The 24,917-nt window shown below is 63.4% G+C and carries 18 protein-coding genes; 5 read left to right on the top strand and 13 right to left on the bottom strand.

Annotated elements, in window-relative coordinates; all coding sequences use genetic code 11:
- Positions 1-49 precede the first annotated feature (49 nt).
- The 6 genes from BLS75_RS12875 to aceK form a co-directional block, all read right to left on the bottom strand.
- Positions 50-1,384, bottom strand: a complete 1,335-nt coding sequence (locus tag BLS75_RS12875; protein ID WP_011059873.1) for an OprO/OprP family phosphate-selective porin — start codon at positions 1,382-1,384, stop codon at positions 50-52.
- A 425-nt stretch (positions 1,385-1,809) separates the two neighbouring features.
- Positions 1,810-2,043 (bottom strand): anti-sigma factor family protein, encoded by a 234-nt coding sequence (locus tag BLS75_RS12880; protein ID WP_011059872.1) that lies wholly within the window; start codon positions 2,041-2,043, stop codon positions 1,810-1,812.
- Positions 2,037-2,651: an RNA polymerase sigma factor gene (locus BLS75_RS12885; RefSeq protein WP_041116570.1), complete on the bottom strand. Its 615-nt coding sequence runs from the start codon at positions 2,649-2,651 to the stop codon at positions 2,037-2,039. Before BLS75_RS12885 ends, BLS75_RS12880 begins: the two co-directional genes overlap by 7 nt.
- 77 nt (positions 2,652-2,728) lie before the next feature.
- Complete coding sequence (locus BLS75_RS12890; RefSeq protein ID WP_019093329.1) at positions 2,729-3,850, bottom strand: beta-ketoacyl-ACP synthase III; 1,122 nt, start codon at positions 3,848-3,850, stop codon at positions 2,729-2,731.
- Positions 3,851-4,124: 274 nt separating this feature from the next.
- The gene (hrpA, locus tag BLS75_RS12895; RefSeq protein ID WP_019093328.1) at positions 4,125-8,036 is read right to left on the bottom strand and encodes an ATP-dependent RNA helicase HrpA; all 3,912 of its coding nucleotides are present in this window, start codon (positions 8,034-8,036) and stop codon (positions 4,125-4,127) included.
- 135 nt (positions 8,037-8,171) lie between these two features.
- The gene (gene aceK / locus BLS75_RS12900) at positions 8,172-9,893 is read right to left on the bottom strand and encodes a bifunctional isocitrate dehydrogenase kinase/phosphatase (RefSeq protein WP_011059868.1); all 1,722 of its coding nucleotides are present in this window, start codon (positions 9,891-9,893) and stop codon (positions 8,172-8,174) included.
- A gap of 248 nt (positions 9,894-10,141) precedes the next feature.
- Here aceK and BLS75_RS12905 point away from each other — a divergent pair, with 248 nt between their 5' ends.
- Together BLS75_RS12905 and BLS75_RS12910 are read left to right on the top strand one after the other, a co-directional pair.
- Positions 10,142-11,041 (top strand): DMT family transporter, encoded by a 900-nt coding sequence (locus tag BLS75_RS12905; RefSeq protein ID WP_072451000.1) that lies wholly within the window; start codon positions 10,142-10,144, stop codon positions 11,039-11,041.
- A 564-nt stretch (positions 11,042-11,605) separates the two neighbouring features.
- Complete coding sequence (locus tag BLS75_RS12910; protein ID WP_072451001.1) at positions 11,606-14,758, top strand: autotransporter outer membrane beta-barrel domain-containing protein; 3,153 nt, start codon at positions 11,606-11,608, stop codon at positions 14,756-14,758.
- A 110-nt stretch (positions 14,759-14,868) separates the two neighbouring features.
- Here BLS75_RS12910 and BLS75_RS12915 read toward each other — a convergent pair whose 3' ends face one another.
- The 4 genes from BLS75_RS12915 to cysK form a co-directional block, all read right to left on the bottom strand.
- Positions 14,869-15,246, bottom strand: a complete 378-nt coding sequence (locus BLS75_RS12915) for a hypothetical protein (RefSeq protein ID WP_072451002.1) — start codon at positions 15,244-15,246, stop codon at positions 14,869-14,871.
- Positions 15,247-15,594: 348 nt separating this feature from the next.
- Entirely contained in the window at positions 15,595-16,458 is an 864-nt protein-coding gene (locus BLS75_RS12920) for a DMT family transporter (RefSeq protein ID WP_072451003.1), read from the bottom strand.
- A 351-nt stretch (positions 16,459-16,809) separates the two neighbouring features.
- On the bottom strand, positions 16,810-17,748 hold the full coding sequence (locus tag BLS75_RS12925; protein ID WP_011059858.1) for an aspartyl/asparaginyl beta-hydroxylase domain-containing protein: 939 nt from the start codon (positions 17,746-17,748) through the stop codon (positions 16,810-16,812).
- A 226-nt stretch (positions 17,749-17,974) separates the two neighbouring features.
- Entirely contained in the window at positions 17,975-18,949 is a 975-nt protein-coding gene (cysK, locus tag BLS75_RS12930; protein WP_011059857.1) for a cysteine synthase A, read from the bottom strand.
- 248 nt (positions 18,950-19,197) lie between these two features.
- Here cysK and BLS75_RS12935 point away from each other — a divergent pair, with 248 nt between their 5' ends.
- The 3 genes from BLS75_RS12935 to BLS75_RS12945 all read left to right on the top strand — a co-directional run bounded on the left by BLS75_RS12935 (position 19,198) and on the right by BLS75_RS12945 (position 22,454).
- Positions 19,198-20,274, top strand: coding sequence for a DUF748 domain-containing protein (locus BLS75_RS12935; RefSeq protein ID WP_072451004.1), 1,077 nt, complete (start codon positions 19,198-19,200; stop codon positions 20,272-20,274).
- Positions 20,275-20,417: 143 nt separating this feature from the next.
- Complete coding sequence (locus BLS75_RS12940; RefSeq protein WP_011059855.1) at positions 20,418-21,263, top strand: AAA family ATPase; 846 nt, start codon at positions 20,418-20,420, stop codon at positions 21,261-21,263.
- 12 nt (positions 21,264-21,275) lie between these two features.
- A complete protein-coding gene (locus tag BLS75_RS12945) occupies positions 21,276-22,454 on the top strand; it encodes a vWA domain-containing protein (protein WP_072451005.1) in 1,179 nt (392 codons plus the stop codon).
- A 71-nt stretch (positions 22,455-22,525) separates the two neighbouring features.
- Here the strand turns inward: BLS75_RS12945 and BLS75_RS12950 are convergent, their stop codons facing one another.
- Genes BLS75_RS12950 through BLS75_RS12960 form a run of 3 tightly spaced genes read right to left on the bottom strand, consistent with a single transcriptional unit; the run spans position 22,526 to position 24,893 of the window.
- On the bottom strand, positions 22,526-23,443 hold the full coding sequence (locus BLS75_RS12950) for a 5-oxoprolinase subunit C family protein (protein WP_072451006.1): 918 nt from the start codon (positions 23,441-23,443) through the stop codon (positions 22,526-22,528).
- Complete coding sequence (locus BLS75_RS12955; RefSeq protein ID WP_072451007.1) at positions 23,440-24,144, bottom strand: 5-oxoprolinase subunit B family protein; 705 nt, start codon at positions 24,142-24,144, stop codon at positions 23,440-23,442. The genes BLS75_RS12950 and BLS75_RS12955 overlap by 4 nt, the downstream gene beginning before the upstream one ends.
- Positions 24,141-24,893: a 5-oxoprolinase subunit PxpA gene (locus BLS75_RS12960; protein ID WP_011059851.1), complete on the bottom strand. Its 753-nt coding sequence runs from the start codon at positions 24,891-24,893 to the stop codon at positions 24,141-24,143. The genes BLS75_RS12955 and BLS75_RS12960 overlap by 4 nt, the downstream gene beginning before the upstream one ends.
- Between the last annotated feature and the right edge of the window lie 24 nt (positions 24,894-24,917).

Raw genomic sequence — 24,917 nt, forward strand, 5'->3', positions numbered from 1 at the left:
AGGAGCTATAACGGATGAGAAAGAGCTCTACCTGGGTGTTGCAACAGCCTTAGAACACGTACTGCACACGGGCTACGAGGGCATCGCCGCTGTCATCGCCAACGTTGTTGGTGATCTTGTCGGTGTTGACCTTGATGTAGTTGGCGGAAATCTTGATCGCCTCGTTGGCGTACCAGTTGACCCCGATGGTGTTCATGGTGGCCTTGGCATCGCCGACGTCACGGGTGGCGGTGGCGGCTACGACGTTCTTGTCATCGACCTTGATGTTGTCGTAGCGGTAGAACACTTCCCAGGCACCGTACTGCTTGTTCTCGGGCTTGATGGTGTCGAACTTGGCGCCGTCGAGTTTGTACACCCGGGCCTCGCCGGTCAGGGTATAGGCCAGTTGGCCGTAGAAACCGGTGGCCTTGACGTCCTTGTAGGCGTTGCTGTCGGCCTGCAGCTTGCGGGTCAGGTATTCCGCCTGGGCCGAGAACGGGCCGGTGGCGAAGGCGAATTCACCGCCGAACACCCGGTCATTGTCATAGGCGCCAACGGCCGTCTGGCTCGACGCGTTGAGGCCGGCGCCGCCGCCGAAGGTGGCACGGTTGCCGTTGGTGCCGGCATCGTTGCCGCCGTTGGTGGCGATACCACGCACGCCCAGGCGTGGGCGGATCCGCGAGTCGAAAGCAGTGTCGCTCACATCACGGCTGGCAAAGTCCAGACCGAAGTGCAGGACGTTGCCGGTCTCGTGCATCGGGGCGAACACGGCACGGGCGTTGAACTGCTTGACGCTGTCGCCGTCCTTGTCGTTGATGTCCTTGGCCGCCACGCTGCCGGACAGGTAGGCCATGTCGGCGACCACCGAGCTGGCCTGCAGGCCCATGCCGTTCTCGTGGGAGTTGACCCAGTCGGCCAGCTCGTAGGCGGCGTTACGCTCCATGGCAGTGACCCACTTGGAACTGGTGGCCTTCTCCAGGCCGAAGTCTTCGTCGAAGCGGCCGGCGCGCAGGGTCACCGGCTTGAAGCCGACGTAGGAGATGGACGCCTCGTCGAAGTAACCGTCATCGGCGGTGCCCGAGTTGTGGGAGAAGTCGTAGTTGATCTGGTATTTCCAATCCTTGTAGGCGGTACCGCCCAATTCCAGATAGGCGCGGCGGAAGTACGCGCCGTCGCCGCTGTCACCATTCTTGGTGTAGAACCCGTCGAAACGGCCATAGTCGGCTTGCAGACGACCGCCCAGCTTGAAGCTGAACGCGGAGTCGGTGGTAGCAACCTCAAGGCCGCCCTTGGTTTTGACTACGATATCGGCGCCGTCGGTGGTGACGGTGCCAGCGAAAGCCTGGGCGGTTACTGCCAGGGCCAGGGCGCTGGCGGCAAAACCGGCGAAGTGCTTACGGATCATCGAAGAGTTCCCCTAATTGGTGGTCTGTAGCGTTGGAAAACACGCGGGGTTGGCCCGCTGGTGTTGGGTGGGAATCTTGGCGAGGGGTTATTTCAGCCGGGTTGCTGATAGATAAAGATTTGATTACAGGGGAACTTTTTTACTTCGAAATGAAATAAGGCAAAAAGCCCGTACTAGAGCCTTTGCCCTGGGTTTTGCGGGGGAATAGGGGGACACAAGAACACTGTCACCTTTGATCGGATGACAGTTTCATGTGGTGTCTGTAGCCGTCGAGCCCCGGCGAGGCGGCGAACGGCTCTGTAGGAGACGCCGCGATCCTGAGGGCGCTGGAGGTTCGATAGGAGACCGTCAAGCAAGGCCCTGCGGGCCTTTTCGCAGCCTCGCCGTGGCTCGACAGCGGCTACCGAGCCATGGGGGAGGCAGGATCAGCGGTGGTTCTGGCGCTCGGCGGCCAGACGCTCGGCCAGTTCGTCGAGACCTTCCAGGGGCGGCTCCGGAAGCACCCGCAAGGTGGCCTGGAGCAGGCGCATCTGGCGAATGAAACGCCGGCAATTGGGGCAGAACAACAGATGATGGCGCACCATCAAGCGCTCGCGAAAGCTCAACTGGCCATCGAGATAATCGCTGGATCGTGCCACTTGTTCCTTGCAGGTCAGCATTGGCCGGTTTCCTCAAAATGCTCCACGGTGGCGAAGACCTTCAGACGCGCCCGGTGCAGCAGTACCCGGACATTGGAGAGCGTGAGCCCCAAAAGGTTACAGATCTCTTCCAGCTCCAGGCCCTGGCGTTCGCGCAACAGCAGGACACTGCTCTGCAACTCCGACAGGCTGAGCAAGGTGTGCTCCAGGCAGTCACGCAGTTCGGACTCGGTCAGCAGGGCTTCCGGGGTGTCTTCGTGCCAGGCGAAAGGCGCCACCAGCCAGTGACCATCGCTGGAGGAGAAACGCTCATCACCCACGGTGCCATGGGGCGCCGGCAGATCATCGAGCAACACTTCCCGGCGGTTCTGCTTGTAGCGGCCCTTGGCCGCGTTGGCGGTGATGGTCAGCAGCCAGGTCTTGAGGCTGGAACGCCCCTGGAAACCCGCCAGGTTGCGCACCACCGACAGCCAGGCGTCCTGTACCACTTCGTCGGCGTGGCGGTTGCCGACAATGGCGTAGGCCACGGCGCGCATGGCGCTCTGGTAGGTGCCGACCAGTTCCTTGTAAGCCTTTTGTTCGCCCGCCAACAGGCGCTCTAGCAGTTGCGTGTCATCAGCAGCGGCCATTCGTGCCTCGTTCAATCATGCAGGTTTGAGGGGGTGTGACGCGCCAATCACGCCCGACGCCACACCCCAACCCTGGATCAACGCTTGCGCAGCAACACGCTACCGATCGAATAACCGGCGCCAAAGGAGCTGAGCACGGCCAGGGAACCGCTGGCCAGGTCGTCCTGGTACTTGTGGAAGGCAATCACCGAACCCGCCGAACTGGTGTTGGCGTAGGTGTCGAGAATCACCGGCGCTTCTTCCACCGAGGCTTCGCGGCCCAGGAGTTTCTTGACGATCAGGTGGTTCATGCTGAGGTTGGCCTGGTGCAGCCAGAAGCGCTTCACGTCGCTGACGTTGAGCTGGTTTTCTTCCAGGTGCGCAGCGATCAGCTCGGCCACCATCGGGCATACATCGCGAAATACCTTGCGGCCTTCCTGGACGAACAGCTTGTCGCGGGCGCCGATACCCTCTTCCGCGGCGCGGTTGAGGAAGCCGAAGTTGTTGCGGATGTTGTTGGAGAACTGGGTCAGCAGCTTGGTGCTGACGATGTCGAACTGGTGCTCGGAGGTGGCCAGGTCGGCTCGCTCGATGACCACCGCGGTGGCGGCGTCGCCGAAGATGAAGTGGCTGTCGCGGTCACGGAAGTTCAGGTGCCCGGTGCAGACTTCCGGGTTGACCATCAGGATCGCCCGGGCCTGGCCCAGTTGCACGCTGTTGCAGGCCGCCTGGATGCCGAAGGTCGCCGAGGAGCAGGCCACGTTCATGTCGAAGCCAAAACCCTGGATCCCCAGTGCGGCCTGGACTTCGATGGCGATGGCCGGGTAGGCGCGCTGCAGGTTGGAGCAGGCGACGATCACCCCGTCGATGTCGGCGGCAGTCTTGCCGGCCCGCTGCAGGGCTTGCTCGGCGGCGGCCACGGCCATCTGGCAGAGTACCGACCATTCGTCGTTGGAGCGTTCCGGCAGGCGTGGAGCCATGCGCTGCGGGTCGAGGATGCCGTCCTTGTCCATGACGAAGCGGCTCTTGATGCCCGAGGCCTTTTCGATGAAGGCAGCGTTGGATTCGGTCAGGGCCTGCACTTCGCCGCGCTCGATGGCGGCAGCGTTGTCGCTGTTGAACTGGTGGACGTAGGTATTGAACGATTCCACCAGCTCTTCGTTGGAGATGCTGTTGGCCGGGGTAAACAGGCCGGTGCCGCTGATGACGACGTTGTGCACGGTCGTTCCTCTAATGTGTTGAGGCAGAAGGTATTGGCACTCACGTGCCAAACCGTAAAGGGACGACTCCCGCCAAGGGAGCCGTTTCTGGCATCGCTTTATTCCGATCCGCCCAGGCTGCCTGCGATGCAGAAAGCCGGGGCCGGCATTTATGACGGCGGAGTTTGCCATAACCTCCGCCATTTCGCCGCAACTGCAAGATCGACGGAGTCAACCCTGTACCGCCCCTGGCGGCGCTTTCGCTGGCACGCCAGCGCCTACGAAGGGCTTTAGATCAGGCGTCGACCAGGCTCCACTGCTTGCTCAGGCGCTTGTCGGAAATCGGCACCTTGGTCCCCAACTGCTGGGCGAACAGGGACACCCGGTACTCCTCCAGCCACCAGCGGTACAGCTCCAGCTGCGGGTCGCGCTTGCCTTCCTGGGCATGCTTCTGGGCCCGGGTCTGGTACTGGCTCCACAGGCCCGTGAGCTCGCTGCTCCAGACCCGGTCCTTCTGCACCTGGCTGCCGAGTTTCTCGAAGCGCAGTTCCACGGCCTTGAGGTAACGCGGCAGTTCCTTGAGCCACAGGGCCGGGGTTTCCCGGACAAAGCCCGGGTACACCAGGTTCGCCAGCTGGGCCTTGATGTCGTTGAGGGCCACGGCCTGGGCCAGGTCGATCTTGCCCTTGAAGCGCTTTTGCAGGCCGTGCCAGAGCTTGAGGATCTCCAGGGTCAGGCGTGCCAGGCGCTCGGCGTGCTCGGTCCAGGCACCACGCTTGCGCTCGGCCAGGGAGGCCAGGCCCGCGCCATCCCGAGGCAGCACGGCCTCGCCTTCAAGAATGCAACTGTCGAGGCTGGCCAGGAGAATGTCCTCCACCAGCGCATCGACCCGGCCCAGTTCGCGGTACAGCAGGCCCAGCTCGGTAAGGCCCGGCAACTTGCCCCGCAGGAACTTGGCCGGCTCGGCCAGTTGCTGCAACAGCAGGCGCTGCAAGGCCCGGCGATGCTGGAACTCGGCTTCGGCAGCGGTGGAGAAGCGCCCTTCCTTGACCGTACCCGCCTCCTCCACCAGGGCCGGGTACACCGTCATCGACAGCCCGGCGATCTTCTGCTGGGTCTTTTCCGCCACCGCGGCAAATACCTTGGCTTGCACCGGTTGCTGGCTCTTGGCAGTCTGCGGCACCGCCAGGGCAGCCTGGCTGGCTTCGGCGAAACGCGCGGTCAGTTCGGCCAGGTCGCGGCCTTCGCCGAGGAACTTGCCCTGGGCGTCGACGATTTCCAGGTTCATCCGCAGGTGGCTTTCCACCTGTTGTTCGGCTTCGCTCCAGGCCTCGTCGCTGACCCGCGCGCCGGTCATGCGCAGCAGCTCGCGGCCCAGGGCCTGGGGCAAGGAGCCCTCGGCGAAGACCATGCGCTGCAGGGCGGCCTTGACGAAGTCCGGCACCGGCACGAAGTTCTTGCGCAGGGCCTTGGGCAGGTTGCGCACCAGGGCGATGCACTTGGCCTCGATCAGCCCCGGCACCAGCCATTCCAGGCGTTCGGCGGGCAGTGCCGGCAGCAGCGGCGCCGGCACCCGCAGGGTCACGCCGTCCCGGGGATGGTTGGGTTCGAAGTGGTAACTCAGGGCCAGTTCCAGGTCACCGATATGCAGGGTGTCCGGGTACTGCTTGGCGGTGACCTCGCTGGCCTCGCGGGCCAGCACGTCTTCCTCGCGCATGATCAACAACTGCGGGTTCTTCTGGCTGTGCACCCGGTACCAGCTGTCGAAGGTCGCGGTCTGGTGGATCTCCGCTGGCAGGCGCGCGTCGTAGAAGGCGAACAGGGTTTCCTCGTCGGCCAGGATGTCGCGGCGCCGGGCCTTGGCTTCCAGGGCATCGAGCTGTTCCAGCAGTTGGGTGTTGGCGCTCAGGCACTTGGCCTTGGACTGGATTTCGCCACGCACCAGGGCCTCGCGGATGAACAGCTCGCGGGACACCACCGGGTCCACCGGGCCGTAATGCACTGGCCGGCGGCCGACCACGATCAGGCCGAACAGGGTGATCTGCTCATAGGCCACTACCTGACCGCGCTTCTTCTCCCAATGGGGCTCGAAGTGGTTCTTCTTCACCAGATGGCCGGCCAGGGGCTCGATCCAGTCCGGCTCGATCCTGGCCACCATGCGCGCATAGAGCTTGGTGGTTTCCACCAGCTCGGCGGTCATCAGCCATTGCGGGCGCTTCTTGCCCAGGCCCGAGGACGGGTGGATCCAGAAGCGCCGCTGGCGGGCCCCCAGGTAGTCGCCGTCTTCGGTCTTCTGGCCGATCTGGCTGAGCAGGCCTACCAGCACCGCCTTGTGCAGTTTCGGGTAGTCCGCCGGCTCCTTGTTCAGGCTCAGTTGCAGGTCGCGGCAGATCAGGCTCAATTGCCGGTGCGAATCACGCCACTCGCGCAGGCGCAGGTAGTTCAGGAAATTCTTGCGGCACCAGTTGCGCAGCGGGCTGGCGGTGAGGGCCTGGCGCTGTTCTTCGAAGCCGCGCCACAGGTTGACCAGCCCGGCGAAGTCCGAATCCACGTCCTTCCACTGGGCGTGGGCCTGGTCGGCGGCCTGCTGGCGCTCCGGCGGACGCTCGCGGGGGTCCTGGATCGACATGGCGCTGGCGACGATCAGCACTTCCTGGAGGCTGCCGAGCTTGGCCGCTTCCAGCAGCATGCGGCCCATGCGCGGATCCACCGGCAGGCGCGCCAGTTGCCGGCCCAGTGGTGTCAGCTGGCTGTTGCGGTCGACTGCCGAGAGTTCCTGCAGCAGGTTGAAACCGTCGCTGATGGCCTTGCCATCCGGCGGTTCGATAAACGGGAAGGCGGTGATTTCCCCCAGGCGCAGGTGCAGCATCTGCAGGATCACCGCCGCCAGGTTGGTACGCAGGATCTCCGGGTCGGTGAATTCCGGCCGGCCGAGGAAATCTTCCTCGCTGTACAGGCGCACGCAGATCCCCGGTTCGACCCGGCCGCAACGGCCCTTGCGCTGGTTGGCGCTGGCCTGGGAAATCGCCTCGATGGGCAGGCGCTGGACCTTGGCCCGGTAGCTGTAGCGGCTGATGCGCGCAGTGCCGCTGTCGATCACGTAGCGGATGCCCGGCACGGTCAGCGAGGTTTCGGCGACGTTGGTGGCCAGCACCACGCGGCGGCCCGGGTGGGACTGGAAGATGCGCTGCTGTTCCGCCGGCGACAGGCGCGCGTACAGCGGCAGGATCTCGGTGTGCTTGAGCTGGGCCTTGCGCAGCATCTCCGCGGCGTCGCGGATCTCCCGCTCGCCGGGCAGGAACACCAGCACGTCCCCGGGGCTGCGCCTTTCACTGCGTTCATGGGCGGCGATTTCATCCAGGGTGGCGAGGATCGCCTGGTCCACCGTGAGGTCGTCCTCGACCCGGTTGCCCTCCTCGTCCTGTTCCAGGGTCAACGGGCGATACCAGGTTTCCACCGGGAAGGTACGGCCGGAGACCTCGACGATCGGCGCGTTATCGAAGTGCTTGGAGAAGCGCTCAAGGTCGATGGTCGCCGAGGTGATGATGACCTTCAGGTCCGGGCGCCGCGGCAGCAGGGTCTTGAGGTAGCCGAGGAGGAAGTCGATGTTCAGGCTGCGCTCATGGGCCTCGTCGACGATGATCGTGTCGTAGCGTTCCAGGTAGCGATCGTTCTGGGTTTCCGCCAGCAGGATGCCGTCGGTCATCAGCTTGATCAGGGTGCTGGAATCGCTCTGGTCCTCGAAGCGCACCTGGTAGCCCACCAGCGAGCCCAGGGGCGTGGCCAGCTCTTCGGCGACCCGGCTGGCCACGCTGCGGGCGGCAATCCGCCGGGGCTGGGTATGGCCGATCAGGCCATGCTGGCCACGACCGATTTCCAGGCAGATCTTCGGCAACTGGGTGGTCTTGCCCGAGCCGGTCTCGCCGGCAATGATCAGCACCTGATGCTTGAGCAGCGCCTCCTTGATCTCGTCGCGCTTGGCGGCAATCGGCAGGCTGTCGTCATAGCGGATCTGCGGCACGCTCTGGCGCCGCGCCGTCACCAGGTTGCAGGAAGCCTGCATGCGCTCCAGCCACTGGGCGAGCTTGGCCTCGTCGGGCTTCTTGCGCAGTTCGAGCAACTGCCGGCGCAACCGGTGACGGTCGCCGAGCATGGCTTGATCGAGGTTTTTCAGCAGTTGGTCGATTGCAGGCGATTCGTCAGTCATCAGGTACGCAAGGGTCGTCTATTTAGGCAGGGCGCGATTGTCGCAGAAAAGTCCATGCAATACGTAGGAGCCGGCTTGTCGGCGAAGGGGCCAGTGAGGGCGCCTTCGCCGGCAAGCCGGCTCCTGCACGTCTACTTATTCGTCTTCCAGGCCTTGGCGCCGGTAAGGGAAGACATCGATCACCTTGCCGGCGCGGATGGCCTCCTGCAGGCCCTTCCAGTAATCGGCGTTGTACAGCTCGCCGTGCAGCTGGTCGAACAGCTTGCGCTGGCCGGCATCGGCGAACAGGAACGGCGGGAACTCCTCGGGGAACACGTCGTGGGGGCCGATGGAGTACCAGGGCTCGGAAGCCATTTCATCTTCCGGGGTACGGGGGGCCGGAATGTGGCGGAAGTTGGCTTCGGTGAGGAAGCAGATTTCGTCGTAGTCATAGAACACCACCCGGCCATGGCGGGTGACGCCGAAGTTCTTCAGCAGCATGTCGCCGGGGAAGATGTTGGCCGCCGCCAGCTGCTTGATCGCCAGGCCGTAGTCCTCCAGGGCCTCGCGCACCTGGGCTTCGTTGGCATGCTCCAGGTAGAGGTTGAGCGGGGTCATGCGCCGCTCGGTCCAGCAGTGGCGGATCAGTACCGTCTGGCCTTCCACCGCCACCGTGGAGGGCGCCACTTCCAGCAGTTCCTCAAGGCACGCCGGGTCGAACTTGCTCAGGGGGAAGCGGAAGTCGGCGAACTCCTGGGTATCGGCCATGCGGCCCACCCGATCCACGCTTTTCACCAGCCGGTATTTCTCGATCACCGTGGCCCGGTCGACGTTCTTCGACGGCGAGAAGCGGTCCTTGATGATCTTGAACACGGTGTTGAAGCCCGGCAGGGTGAACACGCTCATGACCATGCCGCGCACCCCGGGGGCCATGATGAAGCGATCGTCGGTGCTGGCCAGGTGGTTGATCAGGGCACGGTAGAACTCCGACTTGCCGTGCTTGTAGAAACCGATGGAGGTGTACAGCTCGGCGATGTGCTTGCCCGGCAGGATGCGCTTGAGGAAGCCGATGAATTCCGCCGGCACCGGCACGTCCACCATGAAGTAGGAACGGGTGAAGGAAAAGATGATCGAGACGTCCGCCTCGTCGGTGATCAGCGCGTCGATCTGGATCCCCCGACCTTCGCGGTGCAGCAGCGGGATCACCAGCGGCCACTGTTCTTCATGGGTGAAGATGCGCCCCACCAGGTAGGCACCCTTGTTGCGGTAGAGCACCGAGGAAAACAGTTCCAGGGTCAGTTCCGGGTCCTTGCACACCCAGTCCGGCAGGTTCTCCCGCAACTGCGCCTCCAGGCGCCGCAGGTCCCCCGGCAGGTCGGCGTAGTCCTCGCTGAAGCGGTAGTCGGCGAACACCTGTTCGAGCATCGTCGCCAGTTCGCCCTGGGGCTTGTAGCTGCGGGTCTGTGCGGCCCGGGCCCGGCGCAGGCTGGGCCGGGTGGTGTGGATGAACATGCAGCCATCGCTGATCAGGTCGTGGCTGAACAGGCCGCAGAAGATCGAGTTGTACCAGGTCTCGGACAGCTCATCGTCAAAGCGCAGGTCGATCAGGCTGATGTAGGCGCTTTTCACCAGTGGCCACTGGCTGACATCCATCAGCGACTCGGTGCTGAAGGCCTGGTGCAGGCGCGCCACGGTCTCGCCCACCTTCTCTTCATACAGGTTGATCCGCGCTGCCGAGGCCTTTTGCGCTTGCTGCCACTGCGCCTGCTCGAAGCGTTGCCGGGCACCGTCGGTGATCTGGCGAAAGTGCTCGCGGTAATCGTCGAAGCCATCGAGGATCATTCGAGCGATATCGGCGGCGGGCCATGACTGCGACATAAAGAGACCTCTGCGGGAATTTACGATGCCAGAGCTTAGCCAGTGAAACGAGGTGAAGAGAAGCGTATTTTTGTGATGGGACGTACGCCGAAAAATGACCCGGCGGTCGCTCTGTCTCCAGGCCTCTGCAACGCAGGATTGAACGCAACAATCGGGGTGCGGGTTTTCTTCGCCCCGTGCGCCAATAAGGTTTGCCATGCCCGGCCACGCTGGGCAAGATCCCTCGCCCCGAACCCAAGGAACCTCCTGTGAAACCTGTCGATCTGCTGCGCCTGCTGTCGCTGGCCGCCATCTGGGGCGCGAGCTTCTTGTTCATGCGCATCATCGCCCCGGTGCTGGGCAGCGTGCCCACGGCCTTCTTCCGGGTGTCCATCGCCGCGCTCGGGCTGCTGGTGATGCTGGCGTTGATGCGGGTCGACTGGAGCTTTCGCGGCAAGCTCAAGACCGTGCTGCTGCTCGGGGTGATCAACTCCGGGATACCCGCGACGATGTACTCGGTGGCGGCCCAGGTGCTGCCCGCCGGCTACTCGGCGATCTTCAATGCCACCACGCCGTTGATGGGGGTGTTGATCGGCGGCCTGTTTTTCCATGAACGCCTGACCCCGAGCAAATTCGCCGGGGTCTGCCTGGGCCTGCTCGGCGTCGGCATCCTGACCCGCGCCGGCCCCGTGGCCTTCGACCGAGACCTGCTGCTGGGCGCCCTGTCCTGCTTGATGGCCACCACCTGCTACGGCTTCGCCGGGTTCCTCGCCCGACGCTGGCTGGACCAGGCCGGCGGCCTGGACAGCCGCCTGTCGGCCCTGGGCAGCATGCTGGGAGCGACCCTGCTGCTGTTGCCGCTGTTCGCCTACAACGCCATCAACCAGCCGCCCCCCAGCTGGGGTGGCTGGAGCGTATGGCTATCGCTTTTGGGGCTGGGGCTGGGCTGCACCGCGTTTGCCTACGTGCTGTATTTCCGCCTGCTCAGCGCCATCGGCCCGGTGCGCTCGATGACCGTGACCTTCATGATCCCGCCATTCGGCGTACTGTGGGGCGCCTTGCTGCTGGACGAGCCGCTGTCCATGGCCCACCTGTATGGCGGCGCGCTGATTGCCGCCGCGCTGTGGCTGGTGCTCAGGCCGGGACCCCGGGCCATCCCGAGCGAATAACTGACCGATCGCTGATCTCCCCCAGATACCTGCGGTGGTGGAATAACCAGGAAAGTTAAAAACAACTTTCAAGCACTCCCCCCCACCGTCTCATCTAAAACACACTTCCATCCTCGCCACACTCCCCCGCAAAAAATCTGGAAAGATGAAATTCTACTGATCCAGAAATCAAGTATCAGACACTTCCAATCTAAAACAACTTAAACAACCTACAAATAACAAAGACGATTCTGCGCCTTTAATCAGACATTCCTTACTCCCCCAAAATACTCCATCCCCCCTCTGCCCCTGCCTGTAGCACGCCCCTATCCTCGTTGAACCACCGAACCCACTGCAACTTCCCGGACCGTTCCAACACCGCCAGAACTTGCATGAATACAACACTCGAGTCGGACTTTTTTTACAGCACGAGCCTAGGACAACTCACAACCCAATAGTTCTTATTTCGTCTCGAGAGTTAGCCCCTCCAACGCTGTAACTCCCCCCTTGCACAACGCTATTTGCCAACACGCTCAATGTTGTTTTCAAACCCTCGACTGAACAGGCATCGCCTTGAAGAATAAAATGTTGCAAAAGAACCATTTCAAATACGCCAGTACCACGACCGCTGTCGCTCTAGCACTGAGTTCGTTATCCCCCGCGGTCCTTGCCGATACGACCTGGACCGGGGATGCCTACCACCTGGCAGTCGACCCGAACGGCAACGCCTATCGGGTCAACGAAGACAACGCCTGGGAGAGAAATGGCAACTGGAGCAAGGGCGCTCCCGCCAGCAATGAAGTCGTCAACGTTGACAGGCCGCTCAGCAGGGGAACCAACGATGTCGCGCAACTGGATAGCGCACAAATGATCGGTAGTCTCAACGTCGGCACCAGCAGCAATGGCCTGGGCCAGTTGAATGTGGGCGGCAACGGCTGGCTGGAAATCGCCGACGCACTTACCCTGGGCAGCGTACAAGGCGCCGTGGGCAAGGCCTCATTCAACAACGGCGCGAGACTGGGCACAGCCGGCGACTTGATCGTCGGCAAAAGCGGGTCCGGCGAGTTGAACCTGGGCAGCGGCTCGCGAGCCCACACCCAGGGCAATGCTCTGATCAGCGCCGAGCAGGGTGCATCTGGCGCGCTCAACGTCGATGGCGGTGCAACCCTGACCAGCGACAAGACATTGACTGTCGGCGGTGCCGGCAACGGTTCGCTGACCGTCGGCAACGGCGCTCAGGTCAACGCTCGGGACAGCATTGTGGCGGCTGCCCCAGGCGCCACCAGCGCTATCAACATCAGTGGCGCAGGCAGCCAATTGAACGTCTCCGGCAACATGACCCTGGGCCAGAGCGGCAAGGCGGCCCTGACGCTGGCCGATCAAGGCCAGGCCAGGGTCGGCAGCGGCGCCCTGCAGATTGCCCGGGACGCCAGCGCCAGCGCTGCGCTCTATGTGGGGGCGGCCAGCGCCAATGCCGCTGACGCTCGGGCTGCGGGCCAACTGGATGCAACACGGGTGATCTTCGGCCTGGGCCAGGGGCTGGTCCAGTTCAACCATAGCGACAGCGACCACTCGTTCGACGCCGGCTTCGAAGGCCATGGACGCATCAGCCACATCGCCGGACAGACCCTGTTCAACGGTGACTCCAGCACCTTCAGCGGCGAACTGCATGTCCAGGGTGGCGAACTGCTGCTGAACAACGCCATGGCCGGACAGGTGCAGGTTGATCGCAACGCCAGCCTGCACATCGGCGCCCACAACGGCAGTGCCGGCGCAGTACTGAGCGATATCGGCAACGATGGCCAGGTGGTGTTCGATCGCAACAACTCGTACCAGTACGACCAGGTGATTTCCGGTAGCGGCTCAGTCGAGCAACGTGGTACCGGTACCACCGTGCTCACCGCAGAAAACACCTACAGCGGCGGCACGCTGATCAGCAACGGCACCCTGCAACTGGGTGCCGGCACAAGCGGCGGCCGCAGCGGCTCGATTCTCGGTGACGTGCAGATCGATGCGCCCGGCAGCCTGGTGTTGAACCGCGCCGACAGCTACCGCTTCGGGGGCTCAATGGCGGGTAGCGGTACGCTCAACAAGCGCGGTACCGGCCGCACCGAACTGAGCGGCAACAGCTCCAACTTCCACGGCCAGAGCCAGGTCGAAGCCGGTATCCTCGCAGTCAACGGCACCCTCGGTGGCTCCACCGACGTGCATGCGGGCGCGACCCTGGCCGGCAATGGCCAGGTCGGCAATGTCACCCTGCACGACGGTGCCACAGTGGCCCCGGGTAACGACATCGGCACCCTCACCGTGTCTGGCAACCTGGACCAGCACAGCGGCTCGACCTTCTACACCGAACTGCTGAGCACTGGCGCCAACGACCGACTGCAGGTGAACGGGGCAGCGCGGCTGGACGCAGGCAGCATCGTCAACGCCGACAAGCTCGACAGCGCCCGCTATGAGCTGGACAGGCGCTACCTGATCCTCGCGACCCAGCAGGGCCTGAGCGGTCGCTACAACCTGACCGGCGATACCCGAGTCTCGACGTTCTACAATCTGGTGGATAACTACGACAGCCACAACGCCTACCTGGATGTACAGCAGACCCGTCTGTTCCAGGACGCCGCCCTCTCGCGCAACCAGCGCGCCACGGCCACTGCGCTGCAAAGCCTGAAGGGTTCTGCCGTACCGGCTCTGACGCCACCGGTGCACAACAAACTATTCGAGGCCATCGCCTACCTGCCCGACGATCACCAGGCCCGCGCGGCCTTCGAGCAACTGTCCGGGGATTTCCACAGTTCGACCCGTTCGGCGCTGATCCAGGACAGCCGCCTGGTCCGTGACGCGGCAAACAGTCGCCTACGTTCGGTGACCGCCACCCAGGACAGTGGCGCCAGCCGTGACAGCGATTCAGGCCTGACCCCCTGGATCACCACGCTGGGCAACTGGGGGGAGATCAAGGGGGACAGCAATGTCGCCAGATTACGCAGCGACACCCAGGGCGTGCTCGCCGGTGTCGACACCCAGGTCGGTGACAGCGGTCATATCGGCGCGTTAACCGGTTACAGCCGAACGGAACTGAAAAGCTCGTCACGGGATGCTTCCAGCGACAACGACAATATCCACCTGGGGGTCTATGGCGGGGCCCAGGTCAGCAACTTCGACCTGCGTGGCGGCCTGGCCTACACCTGGAGCCGGATCGATGCCAAGCGTTCGGTGAACTTTGCCGGCTACAGCGACCATCTGCAGTCCACCCATCAAGCCGACACCCTGCAGGCGTTCGGAGAAGTGGGCCGGCGCCTGGACTTCGGCCCTTCAGTACAGCTGGAACCCTTTGCCAACCTGACCCACGTGCAGGTCAAGAGCGATGGCTTCAAGGAACATGGAGGCCTCGCGGCCCTGAGCGCCAAACAGGTCTCGGACCAACAAACGTTCGCCACCCTGGGGTTGCGTGCCAGTGCCAGCAAGCCACTGGACAGCGGCAAGTCGCTCAGCCTATTTGCCAGTGCCGGCTGGAAACATGCCTTGGCCGGCGTCACACCGGCCAACACCTATCGTTTCGACGCAAGTGATGCATTCCGTGTCGAAGGCGTGGCCTATTCACGCAACAGTGCAGTACTCGAAGCGGGCGTGGAAACCCGGCTGACCCCTGAGTTGAGCCTGGGCGCCGCATACAGCGCGCAACTGGGTGATGCGTCCAGCGAGCACGGCCTGCGCCTGAACGCTAGCTACCAGTTCTGACCCGGCCATGACCACGGTGCGGCGGCTACGCCGCGCCATATCGCTGATCGGGCGGCAGCCAGGCCCGCAGCTTGGCGTGCTATGGCCAGAGGCTGCAGCCGGTTGCGGCTTCAAGGAACACTCAGGGTGATCAGGTAGGCGCCCGAGGTCACGGCCTTGCCTGCCTGGTCGACAAAGGCATAGTGCTGGTCGTAATAGCGCCCCTCGCGCCCGCTGTCGGCCAGGAGCTTGACCTTGACTACGGAGTTTCCCGGGCCGCTGGCGCTGGCCAGCCGGCCGACCCGCCGAACGTCAATGGATCCCCCACGCGAGCCCTGAGGGCACTGACGCAAGTTCAGCCCATCGCTGGCAGCATTGGAGGAGCAGTTGGACTCTACGATCTTGCCGTAAAAACGGATGATGCCTTGCCCTGAGGGAGTGGCGGCAAGGCAACTGCCCGATAGCCCAAGGAACAGACTCAAAGCAGTGGAAGCAAGCGCTACGTTCATCCTGACTCTCCTTGTGTGTAAGGACTGTATCGTCAGTCTAGGTACGAGCTTTAGCTTTTGAGAAAAGTCTGATGGACTGTTTGGAAGCATTAGAAAAGAAGTCCAATCAATTGGTTATCAAAACCACCTGCAAGCGTTGCTCAGGCGACTCTTCGAGCTGCCCCGCGCGGCGCTGAAGCCCTGTCCCAATGCAGTTGGCGAGTACCTTTTCGACAATGATGCCATATGGCCACCATTCGACATAAAAGTCGACCCTTCATTCCATAAATAGGGAAAACAACCGACCGGGCATTGCGCCCGGCCGGTGTCGTCAGCGACGGCGCGCAGAGCTCACGCCGCCCAGGGCGGTCAAGGCTGCTTGCGGAACACGAACACCAGCCCGACGATGATCAGGCCCATGCCCACCAGGCTCAGCAGCCCCAGGCGGTTGCCGAAGAACAGGTAGTCCATCAGCGCGGTCACCGCGGGCACCAGGTAGAACAGGCTGGTGACATTCACCAGGTTGCCCTGGGCAATCAGCCGATACAGCAACAGCGTGGCCAGCACCGACACCACCAGCCCCATCCACAGCAGTGGAATCACGAAACCTGCACTGTGCTCGAAGTGAAACGGCTGGAACGGCACGAACAGCGCGCACAGCAGCAGCCCTGCCAAGTACTGCACCGGCAGCGTGCCCAGGGGATTGTCGGTGATGCGTTTCTGCATGATCGAACCGGCGGTCATGCTGACCAGGGCCAGCAGCCCGCACAACATGCCGGTGATGGACATCCCCGCCAGGCCGATGCTCTGGTAGACCACCATCACCAGCCCGGCAAGCCCCAGGCTCAGGCCAAACAGCCGGCTCCAGGAGCGCTGGCGCTCCACCAGCACCACCGTGAGGATCGGCTGCACCCCCATGATGGTGGCCATGACCCCGGGGGTCACCTTCAGGTCCAGGGCCAGGATGTAGAAGATCTGGTAGGCCCCCAGCAGCACCAGGCCGGTGGCCACGGCAAAGCCCATGGCCCGGCGCCCACGGGGCAACCTGAGCTTGAGCAGGGGCGCCAGCAGCATCAGGCCGATCAGCGCAATGACGAAGCGCAGCAGCAGGAAGGCAAAGGGTGAAGCGTGGGCCAGGCCCCATTTGGAGAAGATGGCGCCACTGCTCCAGAGCAGGACGAACAGGCTCGTGGAAGCGGCCGCGAGCGCGGACTTTTTTGAAATGAGCAACATGAAAACCACCTGTAATCAGGCAAGAAGCCAATTCAGCCGAGGCTGAAGTTCAGTAGTGTTTTTTCAGGCGGGCGCAGGGAACAGCAGCGGTTGCTGATCAGCCCGAGAAGCCAACGCCCGGCGGTGATACGACTGCGTACACCGGCGTGCTACTGACAGGTGGGGGGTAATGACCGATCTGCACAGGCTGCTGATTCCCGCACGGCACGACGCCAGCGTTGACCGCTGAAACCACTACCGCGTTGAGAAGGGAAAAAGCCATGTACTGATGGTTCTCGAGAGAGGAAAAACCTGAGTCGCTGGACTCATCGGACGCCGAATATAACCAGCGCCCGATATTCATTGCAAGATTTATCCGAACAGCCACTTCCACAGGACTACCAGCACCACCACTGCCAGCACCGGGCGCAGGATGCGGTACAGCTTGGGATGGCGGCGCTTCCACTGCTTGACCACGCCACTGAAGCTGTCGCTGAAGCGCTTGCTCCAGGCGTAGGCCTGGTTGATCCCGCCGACACGCTCGTCATCCAGGTTCTGCGGCGCGGTGGCGCGGCCCAATTGGGCGCTGACCCAACGGTTGATGCGGGTCATCAGGCGGCTGCTCAGCGGACGCTCGATGTCACAGAACAGGATCACCCGGGTGATCTCGGTTTCATTCTTCACCCAATGCACGTAGGTCTCGTCGAACATCACGTCTTCACCGTCGCGCCAGGCGTACTCCTGGCCATCGACGAAGATCCGGCAGGCGTCGGAGTTGGGGGTCGACAGGCCCAGGTGATAACGCAGGGAACCGGCGAAGGGATCGCGGTGCGGGTTGAGGTGGCTGCCGCCGGGCAACAGCGCGAACATCGCGCCCTTGACGTTGGGAATCGCGCTCACCAGCTCGACGGTCTTCGGGCACAGGGCCTCGGCCGAGGGCAGCGGCTTGTCGTACCACTTGAGGTAGAAGCGCTTCCAACCCTTCTTGAAGAAGGAACCGAAACCGGCATCGTTGTTCTTCTCGGCGGCGCGGATGTAACCCTCGTCGAACAGGTGCATGGCCTCTTCGCGGATCACTTCCCAGTTGTCCCGCAGGATGTCCAGCTCGGGAAACTTGCTGCGGTCCAGGTACGGCTTGGAAGGCACCCCGGAGAACAGGTACATCAGGGCGTTATAGGGGGCGAACAGCGCCGAATGGTTGACGAACTGGCGCAGTACCGGCAGACGCGCCTTGCCGCGCAGGTGCACGTAGAGAATGCTGCCGACGAACAGCGACAACACCGCGACCTTGGCGGTAAAGGAAAAGCTCATGCAACGACTCCTTGGAAATAGGCACCTGTAGGGGGAGCGTTCACCCGACCTGGCAGCCGGCAATGATAAACACTCCTGGGCCCTGGAAAAACCCGCACAACCCAACATTCAGCGTTAACGGTTATGCAACAAAGGCGTTAAGTAGCATAAGCAGCCAGGCCCTGGCCTGATATGGGTCAGCATTCGCCGGCAAGCCGGCTCCTGCGGGCGAATGCCTGATCCGTGCTTACTGCTGGTTTTCCTGCTCGGTGAACAGGTCGCTGAAAAGCATGCTCGACAGGTAGCGCTCACCGGAGTCCGGCAGGATCACCACGATGGTCTTGCCCTGCATTTCCGGGGTTTCCGCCAGGCGTACCGCCACCGCCATCGCCGCGCCGCAGGAGATGCCGCAGAGGATGCCCTCTTCCTGCATCAGCCGCAGGGCCATGGCCTTGGACTCTTCATCGGTCACCAGTTCCACCCGGTCGACCATTGCCAGGTCCAGGTTCCTGGGCACGAAACCGGCGCCGATGCCCTGGATCTTGTGGGGGCTGGGCTTGATCTCTTCACCGGCGAGTTTCTGGGTGATCACCGGAGAAGTCGCCGGCTCCACCGCCACCGAGAGAATCGGCTTGCCCTGGGTCTTCTTGATGTAGCGCGACACACCGCTGATGGTGCCCCCTGTGCCAACCCCGGCCACCAGCACGTCCACCGCGCCGTCGGTATCGTTCCAGATTTCCGGACCGGTGGTCTTTTCGTGGATCGCCGGGTTGGCCGGGTTATCGAACTGCTGCGGCATGAAGTACCTGGCCGGGTCGCTGGCAACGATTTCCGCCGCCTTTTCGATCGCCCCCTTCATGCCCTTGGCCGGCTCGGTGAGCACCAGCTCGGCGCCCAGGGCCTTGAGCACCTTGCGCCGCTCGATGCTCATGGACGCCGGCATGGTCAGCATCAGCTTGTAGCCACGGGCGGCGGCGACGAAGGCCAGGCCGATCCCGGTGTTGCCCGACGTGGGCTCGACGATGGTCATGCCCGGCTTGAGCTTGCCGCTGCTTTCGGCGTCCCAGATCATGTTCGCGCCGATCCGGCACTTCACCGAATAGCCCGGGTTGCGCCCTTCGATCTTGGCCAGGATGGTCACCCCGCGCGGGGCGATGCGGTTGATCTGCACCAAGGGCGTATTGCCGATGGAATGGGCGTTATCAGCAAAAATTCGGCTCATGGCTGGGTCCTTATGCAGCAGTGAAGAAGTCCCCAAGGGTATGCCTGGCGCCCTTGAGCGTCCAGTCGCGCAACACCCGGGCCAGCCGGGCCGGTCGTGCCTATGCAAGAGACACATCAGCGACGCCGAGTTCATGGCCCGGCTCCTGCGTTCCCCGAACCTGCGCCCCGGGCCACCCCGGGAATATTGACTCGAACGTCTGCCAACGGACGCAGTCAATGCCTGTATACGGCTGGAGGCTGCTGATCATGAAAGCTCGTTACCGTTGGCCCCTGTGGGTCCTGGCAAGCCTGGTGCTGCTGCTGGTGGCCCTGCACATCGCCCTGCCCTACCTGGTGCGCGACTACTTGAACGACAAGCTGGCGGACATGGGCGACTACCGCGGATGCATCAGCGACATCGACCTGGCCCTGTGGCGCGGCGCCTACCGCATCAACGGGCTGGAGATCGTCAAGGTCAGCGGCAAGGTGCCGGTGCCCTTCGTCAAGGCGCCGCTGATCGACCTCTCGGTGAGCTGGCATTCGCTGTGGTACGACCACGCGGTAGTGGCCAAGGTGCAGTTCATCCAGCCGGAGCTGAACTTCGTCGACGGCGGGGCCGACAAGCAGGCATCGCAGACCGGTGAGGGCACCGACTGGCGAGCCCAACTGGGCAAGCTGCTGCCCATCACCCTCGACGAAGTGCGGATCGATGACGGCAAGATCCACTTCCGCAACTTCAGCTCCAAGCCGCCGGTGAACATCGGCGCGACCCAGGTCAACGCCAGCTTCTACAACCTGACCAACGTGGTGGACACCCAGGGCAAGCGCGATGCGCGCTTCGACGGCAAGGCCCTGCTCCAGGGCCAGGCGCCCATGGAAAGCACCGCCACCTTCGACCCCTTGAGCAACTTCGAGAACTTCGAGTTCCGCCTGCGGGCCCGGGATATCGAGCTCAAGCGCTTCAACGACTTCGCCTCGGCCTACGGCAAGTTCGACTTCAATGCCGGGCACGGTGACGTGGTGATCGAAGCCCAGGCCGAGAAGGGCCAGTTGCACGGCTATATCAAGCCGCTGTTGCGGGACGTGGAAGTCTTCAACTGGCAGCAGGACGTGGAGAACCGCAACAAGAGCATTTTCCGCTCGGTGTGGGAGGCCCTGGTGGGCGCCGGGGAAAACCTCCTGAAGAACCAGCGCAAGAACCAGTTCGCCACCCGGGTCGAGCTCAGTGGCAGCGTGCACCAGCAAGATATCAGCGCGTTCCAGGCGTTTTTGCAGATATTGCGCAACGGTTTCATCCAGGCCTTCAATGCCCGCTACGAGCAGCCCAAGCCGTCGCCTGACTGAGTCACCCCGTGACGCTCCATTCAGAGACTGAATGGGGCGTCCACGTTCACAGTCGACCGGGCAGCGCGTTATAGTCGCGCCATCACTCCCCATTCAATCGACCTGCCCCGGGCAGCTCGCCGTCACCGTTCGAGGAATTGCAGATGAAGTTCGAAGGCACCAGCGCATATGTCGCCACCGATGACCTGAAGCTGGCAGTCAATGCCGCCATCACCCTGGAGCGTCCGCTGCTGGTCAAGGGCGAACCCGGCACCGGCAAGACCATGCTTGCCGAGCAACTGGCCGAATCCTTCGGCGCCAAGCTGATCACCTGGCACATCAAGTCCACCACCAAGGCCCACCAGGGCCTGTACGAGTACGACGCGGTCAGCCGCCTGCGCGATTCGCAACTGGGCGTGGACAAGGTGCACGACATTCGCAACTACCTGAAGAAGGGCAAGCTGTGGGAGGCCTTCGAATCCGAGGAGCGGGTGATCCTGCTGATCGACGAGATCGACAAGGCCGACATCGAGTTCCCCAACGACCTGCTGCAGGAACTGGACAAGATGGAGTTCTACGTCTACGAGATCGACGAGACCATCAAGGCCAAGCAGCGGCCGATCATCATCATTACCTCCAACAACGAGAAAGAGCTGCCGGACGCCTTCCTGCGTCGCTGCTTCTTCCACTACATCGCCTTCCCCGACCGCACCACCCTGCAGAAGATCGTCGATGTGCACTACCCGGACATCAAGAAGGACCTGGTCAGCGAAGCCCTGGACGTGTTCTTCGATGTGCGCAAAGTGCCGGGCCTGAAGAAGAAGCCCTCGACCTCGGAACTGGTGGACTGGCTCAAGCTGCTGATGGCCGACAACATCGGCGAAGCGGTGCTGCGCGAGCGCGATCCGACCAAGGCCATCCCGCCCCTGGCCGGCGCCCTGGTGAAGAACGAGCAGGATGTGCAATTGCTCGAACGCCTGGCGTTCATGAGCCGTCGCGGTAGTCGTTAAGAGGCTGATGCCATGCTGCTCAACCTGTTCAATGAAATGCGCGCGGCCAAGGTGCCGGTGTCGGTGCGCGAGCTGCTGGACCTGATCAACGCGCTCAAGCAGCGCGTGACCTTCGCCGACATGGACGAGTTCTACTACCTCGCCCGGGCGATCCTGGTGAAGGACGAACGGCATTTCGACAAGTTCGACCGGGCCTTCGGCGCCTACTTCAACGGCCTGGAAAAACTCGACGACCACCTGCAGGCGCTGATCCCCGAGGATTGGCTGCGCAAGGAGTTCGAGCGCTCGCTGACGGATGAAGAGCGGGCGCAGATCCAGTCCCTGGGCGGCCTGGACAAACTCATCGAAGAGTTCAAGAAACGCCTGGAAGAACAGAAGGAACGCCATGCCGGCGGCAACAAGTGGATCGGCACCGGCGGCACCAGCCCGTTCGGCTCCGGTGGCTTCAACCCGGAAGGCATCCGCGTCGGCGATGCCGGCAAGCGCCAGGGCAAGGCGGTGAAAGTCTGGGACCAGCGCGAGTACAAGAACCTCGACGACTCGGTGGAACTGGGCACCCGCAACATCAAGGTGGCCCTGCGCCGGCTGCGCAAGTTCGCGCGCCAGGGTGCGGCGGAGGAGCTGGACATCGACGGCACCATCGACCACACCGCCCGGGATGCCGGGCTGCTGAACATCCAGATGCGCCCGGAACGGCGCAACAGCATCAAGTTGCTGTTGCTGTTCGACATCGGCGGTTCCATGGATGCCCACGTGAAGATCTGCGAGGAACTGTTCTCGGCCTGCAAGACCGAGTTCAAGCACCTGGAGTACTACTACTTCCACAACTTCATCTATGAATCGGTGTGGAAGAACAACATGCGCCGCGGCTCCGAGCGCACCTCGACCCGGGACCTGCTGCACAAGTACGGCGCCGACTACAAAGTGATCTTCGTCGGGGATGCCGCCATGGCGCCCTATGAAATCACCCAGGCCGGCGGCAGCGTGGAGCACTGGAACGAAGAAGCCGGCTACGTGTGGATGCAGCGCTTCATGGAGAAGTACAAGAAGCTCATCTGGATCAACCCCTATCCCAAGGACACCTGGGGCTACACCGCTTCAACCAATATCGTTCGCGAGTTGATCGAAGACCAGATGTACCCGCTAACCCTGCGTGGCCTGGAAGAAGGCATGCGCTTCCTGTCCAAATAAACCCGTTCGCCAGCAAGCCGGCTCCTACAGGGTGATGTAGGAGCCGGCTTGCCGGCGAAGCTTTCAGCCCCTCACCCGAACCGGCGCAGGAACGCCACCTGCTGCCGATGCGCCGTTTCCTGCACCACCGGCGCCAGGCGCACCTCGCTGCCCGGCAGGCACTGCGCCAACCGCGCCAGTGATAGCGGCGTCAACGCTCCCAATCGCGGATAGCCGCCAATGGTCTGGCGGTCATTGAGCAGGACGATCGGCTGGCCGTCCGGCGGCACCTGAATCGCCCCCAGGGGAATGCCCTCGGAAATCATCGGCCGGCCCTGATACTGCAAGACCGGCCCGAGCAAGCGCGCGCCCATGCGGTCGGCCCGGCTGTCCAGGCTCCAACTGCTATTGAAGGCATCGAACAGGCTCAGACCGCTGAACTGGCCGATCTGCGCCCCCAGGATCACCTCCAGCGGTGCAGCGGATTGCCAATCCGGCAGTTGTTCCGCCGACAGGCTCTTGAGCGCACCGCCAGCTCCCGAATAACTCAACACCCCACCCTCGCTCAGGGCGCGGCCATAACCATCGGGGCCACCCAGGGCTTCACGCAACACACTGGCGCAACTGCCCAACACCTTGGGCGCGTCGAAACCGCCAGGGGCGGCCAGATAGGCCCGGGCCCCAGAAAATGGCTGGGTGAATCGCAGCCGCTGGCCCTTTTGCAGGATGAAACTGCGCCCCGGGGTCAAAGGCCGCTCATCCACATAGGCCCCAAGATCAGCCCCGGCCAAAGCCAGCAGGCAATAGTCCTCGGCCTGCAGGGTGAAACCGCCCAGGGTGATTTCCACCACCGGCGCATCCAGGGCATTGCCCAGCAGCCAGTTGGCCCAGGACATCGACACCCAGTCCAGCGCCCCGCCCTGGGTCACGCCCAGGTGGCGCACGCCAAAGCGCCCGGCATCCTGCAGCAGGCACAGCGGGGTGCTGGCCTCGATCGTCAGTCGGCTCATGCCGGCACCTCCAGTGGCGTGTCATCGCCCCCCAGGCGCAGGAACTCGGCCCGCTCCACTGGGGCAAAGCGCACCCGATCCCCCGGTTGCATCAGGCTGTAGCCGTCGCGCTCGCGGTCGAACAACCGGCTCGGGGTGCGGCCGATCAGGTTCCAGCCCCCCGGCGATACCACCGGGTAAGCCGCGGTCTGCCGTTCGGCGATCCCCACACTGCCCGCCGCCACCCGCTTGCGCGGGGTGTTCAGCCGCGGCGCCGCGAGCGCCTCCTCCACCAGCCCCATGAAGGCAAACCCGGGAGCGAAGCCCAGGGCAAACACTTGATATTCACGCTGGCTGTGACGCTCGATCACCTCGGCCACCGGCAGCCCGCTGCGCCGGGACAACAGCACCAGTTCCGGCCCGACACTGAGGTCGTACCACACCGGCAGCACGTGCTCGCGCCCGGCCTGGGTGGTGCCGGGCGCCAGGTCGGCCAAGGCGATCTCGATCCGCTGCCGGGCCTCGGACGGGCTCAGGGCCAGCAAATCGTAATGCACCATCAGCGTGGTATAGGACGGCACCAGGTCGACCAGAGACTCGCCGAAGGCCCGCCGCAGCCCTTCGGCGGCGGCCAGCATCCAGGGCATGTTGTCCTCGGCGATCACCTCGAACAGCCGCACCATCAGGCAGTCGATGGCGACTACTTCAACCTGTGGCTTCATAGGCCGGACTGCTGGTTCAGGGCCTCGCGAATGCGCTGCACCGCCGCCACCGAACTGGCGTTGTCGCCATGCACGCACAGTGTGTTGGCGTGCAGCAGCAAGGCGCTGCCGTCGCTGGCGGCCAGGGGCTCGCCGCGGGCGATGGTCAGGGCCTGCTGGAGGATGGTTTGCGCGTCATGGTGCACCGCCCCCGGCAACTGCCGCGACACCAGATGCCCGGCGTTGTCGTAGGCGCGGTCGGCAAAGGCTTCGAACCACAGGGTCACGCCGTACTCATCGCCCAGGGCCTGGGCCGCGCTGTTGTCGCGGGTGGCCATGAGCATCAGCGGCAGTTGCGGGTCGTAGGCTGCCACGGCCTGGATCACCGCCCGCAGTTGCGCAGGCTTGGCCATCATGTCGTTGTACATCGCGCCATGGGGTTTGACGTACTCGACCCGGCCACCCTGGGCCCGGCAGATGCCGTCCAGTGCTCCGACCTGGTAGTGCAGCAGGTCCTGGATCTCCTCGGGCGAGTAGCTCATGGAGCGGCGGCCGAAGCCGGCCAGGTCCTGGTAGGCCGGGTGCGCACCGATGCGCACGCCATTGGCCAGGGCCAGGGCCACGGTCTTGCGCATGATGCCCGGGTCGCCGGCGTGGAAACCGCAGGCGATGTTGGCGCAGTCGATAAAGGGCATGACTTCGGCATCCAGGCCCAGGGTCCAGTTGCCAAAGCTTTCGCCGATGTCGCAATTCAATAACAGGCGGCTCATGGTCAGTGTTCCTGTGTTTTTTAT

Source organism: Pseudomonas sp. NFPP12 (assembly GCF_900103205.1).
Lineage (GTDB): Bacteria > Pseudomonadota > Gammaproteobacteria > Pseudomonadales > Pseudomonadaceae > Aquipseudomonas > Aquipseudomonas protegens.

Excerpts from the sequence above, each read along its gene's own strand:
- hrpA (WP_019093328.1), bottom strand. The coding sequence starts at position 8,036 with ATGACTGACGAATCGCCTGCAATCGACCAACTGCTGAAAAACCTCGAT.
- BLS75_RS12915 (WP_072451002.1), bottom strand. The coding sequence starts at position 15,246 with ATGAACGTAGCGCTTGCTTCCACTGCTTTGAGTCTGTTCCTTGGGCTA.
- BLS75_RS12950 (WP_072451006.1), bottom strand. The coding sequence starts at position 23,443 with ATGAGCCGACTGACGATCGAGGCCAGCACCCCGCTGTGCCTGCTGCAG.
- BLS75_RS12955 (WP_072451007.1), bottom strand. The coding sequence starts at position 24,144 with ATGAAGCCACAGGTTGAAGTAGTCGCCATCGACTGCCTGATGGTGCGG.
- BLS75_RS12935 (WP_072451004.1), top strand. The coding sequence starts at position 19,198 with ATGAAAGCTCGTTACCGTTGGCCCCTGTGGGTCCTGGCAAGCCTGGTG.
- BLS75_RS12940 (WP_011059855.1), top strand. The coding sequence starts at position 20,418 with ATGAAGTTCGAAGGCACCAGCGCATATGTCGCCACCGATGACCTGAAG.
- BLS75_RS12920 (WP_072451003.1), bottom strand. The coding sequence starts at position 16,458 with ATGTTGCTCATTTCAAAAAAGTCCGCGCTCGCGGCCGCTTCCACGAGC.
- BLS75_RS12885 (WP_041116570.1), bottom strand. The coding sequence starts at position 2,651 with ATGGCCGCTGCTGATGACACGCAACTGCTAGAGCGCCTGTTGGCGGGC.
- BLS75_RS12925 (WP_011059858.1), bottom strand. The coding sequence starts at position 17,748 with ATGAGCTTTTCCTTTACCGCCAAGGTCGCGGTGTTGTCGCTGTTCGTC.
- aceK (WP_011059868.1), bottom strand. The coding sequence starts at position 9,893 with ATGTCGCAGTCATGGCCCGCCGCCGATATCGCTCGAATGATCCTCGAT.
- BLS75_RS12945 (WP_072451005.1), top strand. The coding sequence starts at position 21,276 with ATGCTGCTCAACCTGTTCAATGAAATGCGCGCGGCCAAGGTGCCGGTG.
- BLS75_RS12960 (WP_011059851.1), bottom strand. The coding sequence starts at position 24,893 with ATGAGCCGCCTGTTATTGAATTGCGACATCGGCGAAAGCTTTGGCAAC.
- BLS75_RS12880 (WP_011059872.1), bottom strand. The coding sequence starts at position 2,043 with ATGCTGACCTGCAAGGAACAAGTGGCACGATCCAGCGATTATCTCGAT.
- BLS75_RS12875 (WP_011059873.1), bottom strand. The coding sequence starts at position 1,384 with ATGATCCGTAAGCACTTCGCCGGTTTTGCCGCCAGCGCCCTGGCCCTG.
- BLS75_RS12910 (WP_072451001.1), top strand. The coding sequence starts at position 11,606 with ATGTTGCAAAAGAACCATTTCAAATACGCCAGTACCACGACCGCTGTC.
- cysK (WP_011059857.1), bottom strand. The coding sequence starts at position 18,949 with ATGAGCCGAATTTTTGCTGATAACGCCCATTCCATCGGCAATACGCCC.